Origin of the sequence: Arthrobacter sp. NPDC097144 (genome assembly GCF_044762205.1) — a bacterium.
GTDB lineage: Bacteria > Actinomycetota > Actinomycetes > Actinomycetales > Micrococcaceae > Arthrobacter_B.
On sequence record NZ_JBIWDW010000002.1, the window covers coordinates 461,081 to 473,822 of the forward strand.

Sequence of the window (12,742 nt, forward strand, 5' to 3'; positions counted from 1 at the left end):
GGCATCTTGCCGGGTGAAACTTGGGAGTACGCATGAGCAGCACAGCTACGGACAGCTCGTTGAGGACTCTGGGAGTCATCGCGACCTCACGCAAGACTGATGAACGGCGCCTTCCTCTGCATCCGCGCCATCTGGAACGGATCGACGCCGATCTGCGGGCCCGGATCATCCTTGAACAGGGCTACGGTGAGCGCTTTGGCCTTGGTGATGATCAGCTGGCTCCCCTGGTGAGCCGGATGGCCCCCCGCGGGGAAGTCATCGCGGCCTCGGATGTGGTCCTGCTGCCCAAGCCGCAGGCGCAGGACCTGCGTGAACTCTCCGACGGTCAGGTGCTGTGGGGCTGGCCGCACTGTGTCCAGGACAGGGTCATCACCCAATTGGCCGTGGATAAGTCGCTGACACTCATTGCCTTTGAAGCCATGAACCATTGGAACCCGGACGGCGGATTCGGGCTGCATGTATTCCACAAGAACAATGAACTGGCGGGCTACAGCTCGGTCCTTCACGCCCTGGGGCTTGCCGGAGCCACCGGAGACTACGGCCGCAGGCTCAGCGCCGTCGTTATCGGTTTCGGCGCCACCGCCCGCGGTGCCGTCACCGCCCTGAACGCCCTGGGCATCCATGATGTGCAGGTGCTCACCAACCGGGACACCGCTGCTGTGGGCTCGCCCATCCACTCGGCCCGGATCCTGCACTTTGAGCGCGACGCCGTCCTGCCCCATCTCAGCCACGTGATCACTGAGGACGGCCGCGAAGCGCTGGCGCCGTACCTCGCAGGTTTCGATCTGGTGGTCAACTGCACCCTGCAGGATCCCAACGCCCCGCTGACCTATCTGCAGGAAGACGATTTGGCTGCCTTTGCTCCGGGCAGCCTGATCATCGACGTTTCATGTGACGAGGGCATGGGTTTCTCCTGGGCTAAGCCCACCACGTTTGCTGAGCCCATGTTCGAGGTGGGAAACGGCATCCGTTATTACTCCGTGGACCACAGCCCGTCACACTTGTGGGATTCGGCAACGTGGGAGATCAGCGAAGCCGTGCTGCCGTTCATCCGTACGGTGATGTCCGGACCTGGCGCCTGGGACGAGGAGTCCAGCGTGCGGCGGGCGATTGAAATTCGGGATGGACGGATCCTGAATCCGGCGGTCCTGGCTTTCCAGGGCCGTTCCGCCCAATACCCTCACGCGGTGGCTGCAGCCTAGGCTTGTTCGGGGCGTTGAGCAGTTGATGATTCGCGGCCCCGGGGTGCTGCCGGGCTCTAGGAGGCGGGCGGGGGACAGGTCTAACGTGAAAGGTCGCACCTGACTCCTTCCAGGAATCGAGCAGCTCATGACCTCAACCGTGACTTCCCTGCTGGTCCCCACGGAACAAGGGCTGGTTCGCGGAACCGTGGCCGACGGCGTGCGCACGTGGCGGGGTATTCCCTTTGCTGCGCCGCCGGTGGGAGACCTGCGGCTGCGTTCTCCGCAGCGGCCGGAGCGTTGGAGCGGTGTGCTGGACGGAAGCGTTTTTGGCGCAGCGCCTCCGCAGTCCCGCAATCCGTCCCTGACCGGATCCCGCCGGCGGGCACCCATGGATGAGGACTGCCTCACGCTGAATATTTCGGCGCCCCTGGAACCCGAGTTCGACCGGCTCCCCGTGTTGGTCTACTTCTACGGTGGTGCCTTCAGTTCCGGGTCTTCCACCGTGAAGACCTACCGCGGCTCCAATTTGGTCCGGGCCGGGGAAGCGGTGTACGTCTCCCTGAACTACCGGATTGGAGCATTGGGGTTCATGGATTTTAGTTCCTTTTCCGGCCCCGGCCGGATCTTCGACTCGAATCTTGGACTCCGCGACCAGGTGGCGGCCCTGGAATGGGTCCGGGACAACATCGAAGCGTTCGGCGGGGACCCGGCAAATGTGACCATCTTCGGGGAGTCTGCCGGCGGGATCTCCGTGACATCGCTGATGTGCATCCCGGCCGCCAGGGGGCTCTTCCACCAGGCCTATGCCCAGAGTGCCGCCCCGTCCAGCGCCTATTCCAGGCAGCTCCACGCGTCCTGGGCACGGGATCTGCTGGCGATCCTCAAAGTGCCGCTGTCCGATGCCGCCGACGCCCTGTCCACCCTTCCGGCCTCCACACTGGTGCGCGCCACCAGTGAGCTGACGTCCAAGATTGGACCGGCTGCCAAGCCGGGCTCGCTGAGCGTCTCGCCGGTGATCGACGGCGACTTCCTGCCCGAGCATCCCTTCGACACCTTCATGAAGGGGAATTCGGCTCCGGTGCCGCTGGTACTCGGCACCATGGCCCGGGAAGGGGCGCTGTTCGCCCGGATTGTGGATATCCTCCCGTCCACGCCGGACCGGATTGAAAAGATGTTTGCCGGCACCGATCCGGAGGCCCAGTCCCGAGTGCTGGCCGCCTACCCCGGGTATCCCTCCCGGGAACAATCGGTGGAAATCAGCGGCGACCTGGTCTTCTGGTACCCCTCCACTGTGGTGGCCGAATCCCATTCTCTGGTGGCACCCACCTGGTCTTACCGGTACGACTTCGCCACGCCCATGATGAACCTGCTCGGTTTCGGCGCGACCCATGCCATGGACGTCCCCGTGATGTTCGGTGAAACCCGCGAGCCCATAACCCGCGCCCTGTCCCTGCTGGGAGGGGCTGCGGCCCTGAAAGAACTCTCGGCGCGTTTCCAGGGCACCCTGCTGAGCCTGGCGAAAACCGGTTGCCCGGGCCCGGACTGGCCGCGCTATGAACCGGTTGAGCGCCGGACCCGGATTTTCGACGTCGAAGACCGGATAGAGCTGGATCCGTTCCCGGAGCGGCGCCGTGCCTGGGCGGGATACCGGGGGTATTTGTGATGGAGTCAACAGACAGGCTGTGGGAGTGTTAACCCCAGCTATGGAATTCTTGCCCCTACGCGGTACAACAGGCAGCGTGCAAAAGGAGAGTTGGCCAGCATGAGTGAACATTACGACGTCGTGATTCTGGGAGCCGGACCGGGCGGCTATGTGGCGGCTATTCGGGCGGCCCAGCTCGGTTTGAGCGTGGCAGTGGTGGAGGAGAAGTACTGGGGCGGGGTGTGCCTGAACGTCGGCTGCATTCCCTCCAAGGCATTGCTGCGCAACGCTGAGCTCGCCCAGATTTTTACCCATCAGGCGAAGACGTTCGGCATGAGCGGTGACGTCAGTTTCGATTTCGGCGCCGCATTCGACCGCAGCCGGCAGGTCGCGGACGGCAGGGTCAAGGGCGTCCACTTCCTGATGAAGAAAAACAAGATCACCGAGTATGACGGCCACGGGGTGTTCACAGACGACCACACCCTTGAAGTCTCGCTCTCGAAGGGCGGCAGCGAGACCGTCACGTTCGACAACGCCATCATTGCCACGGGAACGTACGTGCGCCTGCTGCCGGGTGTCGAACTCTCCGAGAATGTGGTGACGTATGAGGCCCAGATCATGGACCGGGACCTGCCGAAGAAGATCGTGATTGTGGGTGCCGGCGCCATCGGCATGGAATTCGCGTATGTGCACCGCAGCTACGGCGTGGACGTGACCATTATTGAATTCCTGGACCGGGCCCTGCCCAATGAGGACGCAGACGTCTCCAAGGAGATCGCCAAGCAGTACAAGAAGCTGGGCATCCCCATCATGACCTCCACGAAGGTGGAGACGGTGACGGACAACGGTTCCTCGGTGACCGTGACCTATAAGGACAAGAACGGCAAGGACGGTTCCATTGAAGCGGACCGTGTGATGATGTCCATCGGCTTTGCGCCGCGCACTGAGGGATACGGCCTGGAGAAGACCGGCGTTCAGCTCACTGACCGCGGGGCGATTGCCATTGACGAGTTCATGCGCACCAATGTCCCGCACATCTACGCCATCGGCGACGTCACGGCCAAGCTGCAGCTGGCCCACGTGGCCGAAGCCATGGGCGTCGTGGCCGCCGAGACCATCGGCAAGGCCGAAACCATGCCCCTGGGGGACTACCGGATGATGCCCCGGGCCACCTTCTGCCAGCCCCAGGTGGCCAGCTTTGGGCTGACCGAGCAGCAGGCCCGCGACGCAGGCCACGACGTGGTGGTGAGCATGTTCCCGTTCACGGCCAACGGCAAGGCCCACGGACTGGGTGAACCGGTGGGGTTCGTGAAGCTGGTGGCGGACAAGGAACACCTGGAACTCCTCGGCGGCCACCTCATCGGCCCGGACGTTTCCGAGCTGCTGCCCGAACTGACCCTGGCCCAGAAATGGGACCTGACCGCCTATGAGCTGGCGCGGAACGTACATACGCACCCCACGCTCAGCGAGGCGCTGCAGGAGGCGTTCCACGGACTCACCGGACACATGATCAACTTCTAGCCCGCCCGGGCGGGAGCCGGAATCTTGACACGGCTCCCGGACCCGGAGAACCCTTTGCAGTAGGGGGCGGTCCGGGGAGGTCTGCATCGTGCAAACCGGCAAAACCGTGCAAACCGGCAAAACGCTGAGAACCGGCAGAGTAGTTCTGCTCGTCCTTGGAAGCCTGCTGATCCTGATGGGCTTGGGATTGGCGGCGGGCGCCGCTGTTGCAGGGGTGTTCAACGCGGGGCAAAGTGATGACCGCTTCCTTTCGCTTCCGCAAGAGACCTATGAGGTTGATTCATATGCGCTGACCCTGCCGGAGGTGAGCGTAGACGGCGGGGTGCGGGCGGAAGACTCCGCTGCAACGCTGCAGCTTCAAGGCCAGTCGGTACAGGGCCGGGACCTCTTCATCGGCATCGGCCCAAGCGCCGAGGTGGACCGCTACCTCCGGGACGTACCGCGCAGCGAGCTGCAGGACGTTTCCTTCGCCCCCTTCCGTGTCGACTACCTGGACGTCCAGGGCACCCGGGCCCCCGCCCCTCCGAACAGCCAGGACTTCTGGGCAGAGAGCTCCAGCGGGAGCGGTGAACAGTCCCTGGAATGGAACCTGGACGGCGGGGACTGGTCGGTTGTGGTCATGAACGCAGACGGGAGCCGGTCGGTTGCCGCGGACTTACAGGCGGGGGTGCGGGCTGATTTCCTTGGCCCGCTGACATGGACCCTGCTGATCTCCAGCATCGTCTTCCTCATTGCCGGGATTGCCCTGGTGGTTATCGGAGCTTCCGGGCTTCGGCACCGCGACGCCGGCGGCGGCACCCGTCCTGCGGGCTCCGGTGAACCGGGGCAATCCGGTCAACCGGGCCAATCCGGTGATCCGGGCCAGCCCGCCGAGGCGGCCGCAGTGCCTCAGACCTATGGGCAGATGCAGGACCGGTACGGACGTCCCGGACCGTACGGATCGGCAGCGGCAACCGCGGGTGCCGCGGGTTCCGCAGAAGCTCACGGAGGAGGCTCCGCCGTCGGCCTGCGGGACCCGGAACTGGCCGGACCGCGCTATCCCGCGCGGCTCTACGGCGACATAGATCCCAATCTTTCCCGCTGGATGTGGCTGGTCAAATGGTTCCTGGCAATACCGCACTACGTTGTGCTGTTCTTCCTGTGGATCGCCTTCTTCGTCACCACGGTGATTGCCGGGATCGTCATCCTCTTCACCGGACGGTATCCGCGGGGACTGTTTGAATTCAATGTGGGAGTGGTCCGCTGGAGCTGGCGGGTGACGTTTTACGCCACGCATGCGCTGGGGACGGACCGGTATCCGCCGTTCACCTTGGAGCGCACCGACTACCCGGCGGATTTCAGTGTTGAGTATCCCCGGGAGCTCTCCCGCTGGCTGGTGCTGGTGAAGTGGTGGCTGCTGATTCTTCCGCAGGCACTGGTGGTAGCAGCCTTCACACAGGCCTCCGTGGTCGTCAACCGGTTCTATCCCGTCAGCAGCCAGGACGACGCCGGCGGCTGGACCCGGATGGTCCCGGGCCGGATGTGGACTGACGGGTGGGCTGACGGATGGGAAGGAGCGCCGGCCGTGGTCAGCCGGCTGGGCCTGTCCCTGCTGGTGCTGCTGGTCCTCATTGCCGCTGTCATCTTGTTGTTCAGCGGCCGGTACCCGCGCCACCTCTTTGACCTGATCATGGGTCTGAACCGGTGGTCTTACCGCGTGCTGGCCTACGGTGCGCTGATGCGGGACGAGTATCCGCCCTTCCGCCTGGACCAGGGTCCGGCGGACCGCAGGGACGAGGCCGCAGGAATCGGCCGTCCGGGACCCGGATCCGGCTAGGCGGAGGTCCCGAGGATGCAGAACTCGTTGCCTTCGGGATCCGCCAGCACGGTCCAGGTGACATCGGGTTCCTGGCCCACGTCTGCCAGGACGGCGCCCAGCGCCAGCAGCCGCTGCACTTCCTCCTCGCCCGTGCAGCCGTCCGCCCGCAGGTCCAGGTGCAGCCGGTTCTTCACGGATTTGTGCTCCGGTACGGGCAGGATGTCGATGGGCGGGCCGTAGCCGTCAACGGGGGCAAGACTGATGATGCCGTCGGCTTCCTCCTCGATGCGGTAATCAAGTGCCCGGGTCCAAAAGTCCGCCAAACGGCGGACATCAACGGCGTCAAGGGCAAGCGAAGCAAATCTGCTGGTCAAGATGGCTCCTGGCTGAAGGAAACTGCCTGTGGTGTCCGGCTCCGGTGAGAGTGGCTCACACGGCACGCTGAACCTAACACACCCTGCCGGGCAGAGCTTCCGGGTCAATACCCCGGAGCTGCAGCCGCCGCCCGGACACGGCAGGTGTTTTCCCTCACCGCGGGCAGCGCCCGGACGCGCGGGGCCGGGGCGCTCCTTCGGCCCGGGGACGGCAGATGTGACGGAGATCCGTCAGGTGCGTCACAGCCGTCATTCAGGCACCGCGTGCCTCGGTAATCTTGAAATATGGACCTCGAAAACATTAATTTCCACACCCGGAAGTGGGTCCGTCCCGAAGACCTTAACGCTAACGGAACCCTGTTCGGCGGCAGCCTTCTGCGATGGATCGATGAAGAAGCAACAATCTACGCCATTTTGCAGATGGGCAACGGCCGTGTGGTCACCAAGCTGATGTCGGAGATCAACTTCGTCAGCTCCGCCCAGCAGGGCGACATGATCGAAATGGGACTGCGCGCCACCAAATTTGGCCGGACCTCCCTGACGATGCGCGCCGAAGTGCGCAACATGGTCACCCGCCGCAGCATCCTGACGATCGACCGGATCGTTTTCGTCAGCCTCGACTCCCACGGGCACCCGATGCCGCACGGCTATACCGAGATCACCTATGACCGGGACCGGCTTCCCGCCGAACACATCGCTCCCATTGAGGTCGATTCCTAAAACCGGAAAAACCCCCAAAAGGCTTGACCGGCGCCGCAGCTGATTTTTGGCGCAGCGTGCCTCCTGGCCGGCCCCCAAGGCAGTCAGGGGCCGCTTCTGCGTGCCATACTCGACAGAGCAGCAAAGCCCTTGGAGATAAGGTGCGGCTGCGCCGGCGTACCCGCAGGAACCGTTCCGGGCAGCTGACGCAGTTGCCCGGAACGGAGCGTGCATGCCGCATCCCGTACAGCCCCTGACCATTGACTCCCTGATAGGGGACTGGCTGGACCATCCCGCCGGTCATACGGTCATGATTGACCTGCTGGCCCGCCGGAGTCCTGACGCCCGTGCGCTGTATGCGGTCCGCAAGCTGCCGCTCTCCTCGCTGGTCACGCTCAGCAACGGTGTGGTGACCACGGATTATTTGGACCTGATGGTGGAGGCAGCCAACCGCCTGATGGATGAATCAGTCCAGCCGGCCACGGCCCATCTCTTCCCTTCAGCTCCGCCCCCGGCTCCGAACGATTGGGTGGAGCCGCTGGTGGAGGGCCGTTTTGACGGTAAGACAGTGGTGGTGTCCGGTGCAGCGTCGGGCATTGGCCGGGCCACAGCCCTGCGCGTGGCGCGCGAGGGCGGCCACGTGATTGCCGTGGACCTTAGTACGCTGCGCATGGAAGCGCTCCTCGAAACCGACACGGATCTGGACATCTCCGGAGTAGTTGCCGACATTTCCAACCAGTCCGACGTCAACAAAATTGCCGTCATGGCTCAGGGCCGCGTGGACGGGCTGGCAGTTGTGGCAGGGATCGCGGACAACATGGTGGCCCTGCATGAAGTGGAGGACGAACTCTGGGAGAGCGTCTTCCGCATCAATGTGGACGGCCCCTTCCGGCTCTCACGCGCCCTGATTCCGCTGATGCTCTCCCGCGGCACCGGATCCATTGTGAACGTTTCCTCCCAGGCCGGCCTGCGCGGCTCCATCGCCGGAGCCGCCTACACGGCGTCCAAGCATGCGGTGATCGGCCTGACGCGCAGCGCAGCGTTCATCTACAGTCCGCGCGGCATCCGTGTAAACGCCGTCATCCCGCGGCCCACCCGGTCCGCCCTGGAGTCCAACTACGGCTCCCTCGGCGGCGCCGGCCCGCTGCCCTCACCCACGCTGACGTCACCCGAAATCGAGTCGGCCCAAATCGCCTCGCCCATGGCCTACCTGCTCAGCGACGACGCCGCCAACGTCACCGGGGCGATCATGCCGGCTGACGAAGGCTGGGGCGTGGCCTAGCGGCCGCTGCATATCAGTGTCCCCCGCGGCCGGCCCGCAGCCAGTCCTGAAGCTGATGCAGGAGTTCGGCGGTCACCGGGGTGCCGGGAAACCGGGCCATGCGCCGCAGCGGCATATTGCCCACCAGGGCAAGTGAGGCGGCCAGCCCGGCAGAAGCAGCTGCTCCTCCTGCTCCGCCGTCAACTCCTCCTGCTCCGGCGGACAGCGCAGCCACCAGTTGGGCCGCCGCTTCAGGGTCTGCCAGCCATTCCTGGATGGAGGAATCGGTGGTCAGCAACGGGGCGGGCACCGTTCCGTCCACCGCCGCAACCCCTGCGAGGCGAAGGTCGCGGGAAGATGACCCCACTTCAACGCGGTACTCGCCGGCGTCCGCCACCCACGACTGCGCTTCGGGATCCCACCTGGACAGGTCCCGGATTTCCAGGCGGAACTCCACGTGCCGGGATTCGCCCGGTCCCAGCTGGAGCTTTTCGAAGCCGCGCAGTTCGCGGCGCGGATGCAGCGGCCGTTGCTGGGCGCCGTCGTCCTCCGGCGCGCCAACGTAAAGCTGCACCACTTCCCGGCCGCTGCGCGTGCCGGTGTTGGTGAGGGTCAGTTCCACGGTGATGGATTGCCCGGGCCCGGTTCCGCTGCTGCGGACCTGTAGATCCGTGTAAGCGAAACCGGTGTAGGACAGACCGTGGCCAAAGGGGAAAGCGACGTCGATGCCGCGGGTGTCGTACCACCGGTACCCCACCAGCAGGCCTTCACCGTAGCGGACGCTGCCGCCCTCGCCCGGATAGTTGCCGAAGGCGGCGGTGTCCTGCAACCGGTGGGGAATGGTCTCAGCCAGCCTTCCGCCGGGGTCAGAGCGGCCCAGCAGCACATCAGCCACAGCGCTGCCGCCCGCCTCGCCCGGCAGCCACGCTTCAAGGACAGCAGGCACGGCAGCCGCCCAGGACGTAGTCACCACCCCTCCGTTGAAGAGCACGACGGCGGTGCGCGGGTTCGCCTCGACTACGGCGGCCAGGAGCTCCAGCTGGGCATCGGGCAAGTCCAGCGTGGTGCGGTCGAATCCTTCGGACTCCGCATCGTCCGGCAACCCGAGGAAGACGACGGCGGTGTCCGCGGCCGCAGCAGCAGCCGCCGCGGTTTCCACGAGGTCCACAGGTACCGCCTCAGGCCGGGAAGCCGCGGCCTCCCCGGCCGGCGGATCGGGCACGGCCAGCGAGTAGCCCGGCTCGAAGAGGAGTTCGGGCAGCTCTTCCTGCAGCGCGTCGAGGGGACTGACCAGATGCACGGGATTCACCCGGGAGGAACCGCTGCCCTGATAGCGGGGCGTCCGCGCCAGCTCACCGATCACGGCAACCGTACCGCCGGCCGCCAGCGGAAGCAGCCCGCCGTCGTTCTTGAGCAGCACCATGGAAGCGGCCGCTGCCCGCCGGGCCAGCTCATGACTGGCTGCGTAGAGCGCTCCGCCGTCGTCCTGTCCAAGTTCCTTGCCGCCGCCTTCGGACAGGTGCCCACTTTCCGGGAGGTGCCCACTTTCCGGGAGGTGCTCGGCGGCCCGGTCCACCAGGCCGAGAAGCCGGGAAACCGACGCATCGAGCTGCGCCTCCGTAATGGTCCCGGCATCCAGTCCTGCTGCTAGTTCATCTGCACCGATGCCGCCGCTGGCGGGCATTTCCAGATCAAGGCCGGCAGCGAGCGCGGCAACCCGGTCGGTGACCGCTCCCCAGTCGGATATCACCGCGCCCTCGTAGCCCCAGGCTTCACGCAGGACCGACCTGAGCAGATAGGGGTTCTCTGCGGCATGCATCCCGTTGACCTTGTTGTAGGCGGCCATGACGGTCCACGGTTTGGCCGTACGGACCACAATCTCGAAGGCACGCAGATAGATCTCCCGCAGGGTGCGCTCATCAACCACCGCGTCCACGCGCATCCGGTCGGCTTCCTGGTTGTTGGCCGCGAAGTGCTTGGGGCTCGTGCCAACGCCGGCGGCCTGGACGGCAGCGGTCCAGGCCGCGCCCAGCTCACCGGCGAGCAGCGGGTCTTCGGAAAAGTACTCGAAGTTCCGCCCGCACAGGGGAGTGCGCTTGATGTTCAGTCCGGGGCCCAGCAGGATGTCCACGCCCTGGGCGCGGGCCTCGCGGGCGACGGCGGTGCCCAGCTCCGCAAGCAGGCTGCGGTCCCAGGAGCAGGCCGTGGCGCATTCGGCGGGAAAGCAGGTGGCGGGAACCGAGTCGCCGAGCCCCAGGGTGGAGCTCCCGGAGGGACGCCGGACGCCGTGCGGACCGTCGGAGAGGACCAGGGCCCGAATTCCGTGGTGGGGCAGGGCTGCGGTTTCCCAAAATCCTGCCCCGGAGAGCAGCATGATTTTTTCCTGCAGTGTCAGGTCCTGGGGTACGGCTGGAATAGCCACGGGCGTCTCCCTTGTCAGTGGGCTCCGAGTCTATGGCGCGCTCCGGGCCCGTGAAAGGGTGCCCGCCTCTGTTCCAACGTCCGTGGACAACCGTAGGGTTCAGGTACGGCTGCAGCGTGCCAAAGGACTGCCGCCGGAACGGAGCACTCTGTGAAAACCCACCTCGACCGCTACCGGCAGATGGCGGAAATCCTGTACCGCAACGGGCTCGGCTATCTGGTGGCTGCCTCGGGCCTCGAAACCCGGATTCCTTTCCGGCGCAAACCGCAGTCCGGCGACCGCCCCCAGCAGCGGGCCGCCACCCCCGAATACCTGCGCCGGGCACTTGAAGAGCTGGGGCCCACGTTCATCAAGCTGGGGCAGCTGCTGTCCACGCGTCAGGATTTGCTGCCGCCCAGGTACCAGCAGGAGCTGGCTAAGCTCCAGGACAACGCGGAACCGGTGCCGTGGGAGCAGATCCTTCCGGTGCTGGAGGCAGAGCTGGGAACAGATGTGCTGACGCGGTTTGCTGCGTTTGATACTAATCCTCTGGCCAGCGCTTCCATTGGCCAGGTTTATGCGGCGCGGTTGCCGAACGGCACCGAGGTCGTGGTGAAAGTCCGCCGCCCCGGGGTCGAGGATGAAGTGAACGAGGATCTGGACATCCTGCAGAGTCTGGCCGGCTATGCCGCCAAGCACTGGGAAGCGGCCCGCGACTATGACGTCAAGGCCCTGATGGACGAGTTTGCCGAGACTCTCCGGAACGAGTTGGACTACACGCAGGAGGCCGGCAACACCCTCCGCTTTGCGGCGAATTTCCAGGATGACCCGGTTGTCCAGATTCCCGTGCTGTACACCAAGTTCAGCACCTCCAAGGTCCTGACCCAGCAGCGGCTGTACGGGCTGAAGGTGACGGACACTGCAGCCATAGATGCGGCGGGAATCGACCGCAGCGCGCTCGCAGCAGCAGCTGCCGATGCTGAGATGAAAATGGTCTTCGAGGACGGCTTTTTTCACGCGGACCCGCATCCGGGCAATATCTTCGTTGAACGCGGCGGACGGATCGGGCTGATCGATTTCGGCATGGTGGGAGAGGTGGATGACAAGCTCCAGTCCCAGCTTGCGGCACTGTTTGTGGCGATCCTCCGCAATGACCCGGAAAGAATGGCGTCCGCCCTGCTCCGGATGTGCCTGACGGCCCGACGGGTGGACCGGTACCGTCTGCGGATGGATTTGCAGCAGCTGATCCGCCTCTACCAGGGCCGGACGCTGGGGGACGCTCCCGTGGGCCGCATCATCAGCGGAGCCCTGGGCATTATTCGCATCCACCACCTGCAGCTGCCGCGTGAAATGGCCCTGCTGTTGCGCATGCTGATCATGACGGAGGGCATGGGCGAGGTTCTGGATCCGAATTTCAGCATGGGTAAAACGCTGGCGCCCTACGCCAAGCGAATGACCATGGAGCAGTTGAATCCGGTGGCCTTTGTCCGGCGGCTGGGCCAGGCCGGAGTGGAAACACTGGAGCTTGGTGCGGAGCTTCCGGACCAGGTGCGCCGGGTACTGAACACGCTGGACTTCGAGGGTTTCGAAGTGCACTTGCGGGCCGAAGAACTCGCTCCGCTGGTGGTGCGGCTGGAGAAGGTGGGCAACCGCATGGTTGCTGCTATTTTTGCTGCGGCCTTCATCCGCGGGGTGGGGGAGCTGGCCCTGGGGGACAGTGAACGCTGGAAGTCCTGGCAGGCTCCGCTGATGACCGCCGGCCTGGCCTCCACCGGAGCCTTGGGCGGCTATCTGGCCTGGACCGCGCGCAAGCAGCGCCTGCGCGGCTAATCCCCGGAACCGTCCTTCGAACCCCCTCAACA

9 protein-coding genes are annotated in these 12,742 nt (G+C 65.2%); 7 read left to right on the plus strand and 2 right to left on the minus strand.

Translation table 11 applies throughout. The features are described from left to right. Positions 1 to 32 precede the first annotated feature (32 nt). The 4 genes from ACIQXM_RS05830 to ACIQXM_RS05845 all read left to right on the plus strand — a co-directional run bounded on the left by ACIQXM_RS05830 (position 33) and on the right by ACIQXM_RS05845 (position 6,163). Entirely contained in the window at positions 33 to 1,202 is a 1,170-nt protein-coding gene (locus tag ACIQXM_RS05830; RefSeq protein ID WP_400928916.1) for a N(5)-(carboxyethyl)ornithine synthase, read from the plus strand. A gap of 127 nt (positions 1,203 to 1,329) precedes the next feature. Continuing rightward, positions 1,330 to 2,847: a carboxylesterase/lipase family protein gene (locus ACIQXM_RS05835; RefSeq protein WP_400928919.1), complete on the plus strand. Its 1,518-nt coding sequence runs from the start codon at positions 1,330 to 1,332 to the stop codon at positions 2,845 to 2,847. Between the two features lie 99 nt (positions 2,848 to 2,946). Then, entirely contained in the window at positions 2,947 to 4,347 is a 1,401-nt protein-coding gene (gene lpdA, locus ACIQXM_RS05840) for a dihydrolipoyl dehydrogenase (RefSeq protein WP_400928922.1), read from the plus strand. Positions 4,348 to 4,435: 88 nt separating this feature from the next. Then, complete coding sequence (locus ACIQXM_RS05845) at positions 4,436 to 6,163, plus strand: DUF4389 domain-containing protein (RefSeq protein WP_400928924.1); 1,728 nt, start codon at positions 4,436 to 4,438, stop codon at positions 6,161 to 6,163. Here ACIQXM_RS05845 and ACIQXM_RS05850 read toward each other — a convergent pair. Continuing rightward, positions 6,160 to 6,519: a VOC family protein gene (locus ACIQXM_RS05850; protein WP_400928927.1), complete on the minus strand. Its 360-nt coding sequence runs from the start codon at positions 6,517 to 6,519 to the stop codon at positions 6,160 to 6,162. The two genes, ACIQXM_RS05845 and ACIQXM_RS05850, sit on opposite strands and share 4 nt — an antisense overlap. A gap of 285 nt (positions 6,520 to 6,804) precedes the next feature. Here ACIQXM_RS05850 and ACIQXM_RS05855 point away from each other — a divergent pair, with 285 nt between their 5' ends. Both ACIQXM_RS05855 and ACIQXM_RS05860 read left to right on the plus strand, forming a co-directional pair. After that, positions 6,805 to 7,239, plus strand: a complete 435-nt coding sequence (locus ACIQXM_RS05855) for an acyl-CoA thioesterase (protein ID WP_400928930.1) — start codon at positions 6,805 to 6,807, stop codon at positions 7,237 to 7,239. Between the two features lie 211 nt (positions 7,240 to 7,450). Next, positions 7,451 to 8,500, plus strand: a complete 1,050-nt coding sequence (locus tag ACIQXM_RS05860) for an SDR family NAD(P)-dependent oxidoreductase (protein WP_400928933.1) — start codon at positions 7,451 to 7,453, stop codon at positions 8,498 to 8,500. 13 nt (positions 8,501 to 8,513) lie between these two features. Here the strand turns inward: ACIQXM_RS05860 and ACIQXM_RS05865 are convergent, their stop codons facing one another. After that, complete coding sequence (locus ACIQXM_RS05865; RefSeq protein ID WP_400928935.1) at positions 8,514 to 10,901, minus strand: glycoside hydrolase family 3 C-terminal domain-containing protein; 2,388 nt, start codon at positions 10,899 to 10,901, stop codon at positions 8,514 to 8,516. Between the two features lie 150 nt (positions 10,902 to 11,051). Between ACIQXM_RS05865 and ACIQXM_RS05870 the strand changes: the two genes are divergently transcribed. Beyond that, on the plus strand, positions 11,052 to 12,710 hold the full coding sequence (locus ACIQXM_RS05870) for an ABC1 kinase family protein (RefSeq protein ID WP_400928938.1): 1,659 nt from the start codon (positions 11,052 to 11,054) through the stop codon (positions 12,708 to 12,710). Positions 12,711 to 12,742: the final 32 nt, after the last annotated feature.

Excerpts from the sequence above, each read along its gene's own strand:
- ACIQXM_RS05830 (WP_400928916.1), top strand. The coding sequence starts at position 33 with ATGAGCAGCACAGCTACGGACAGCTCGTTGAGGACTCTGGGAGTCATC.
- ACIQXM_RS05835 (WP_400928919.1), top strand. The coding sequence starts at position 1,330 with ATGACCTCAACCGTGACTTCCCTGCTGGTCCCCACGGAACAAGGGCTG.
- lpdA (WP_400928922.1), top strand. The coding sequence starts at position 2,947 with ATGAGTGAACATTACGACGTCGTGATTCTGGGAGCCGGACCGGGCGGC.
- ACIQXM_RS05855 (WP_400928930.1), top strand. The coding sequence starts at position 6,805 with ATGGACCTCGAAAACATTAATTTCCACACCCGGAAGTGGGTCCGTCCC.
- ACIQXM_RS05860 (WP_400928933.1), top strand. The coding sequence starts at position 7,451 with ATGCCGCATCCCGTACAGCCCCTGACCATTGACTCCCTGATAGGGGAC.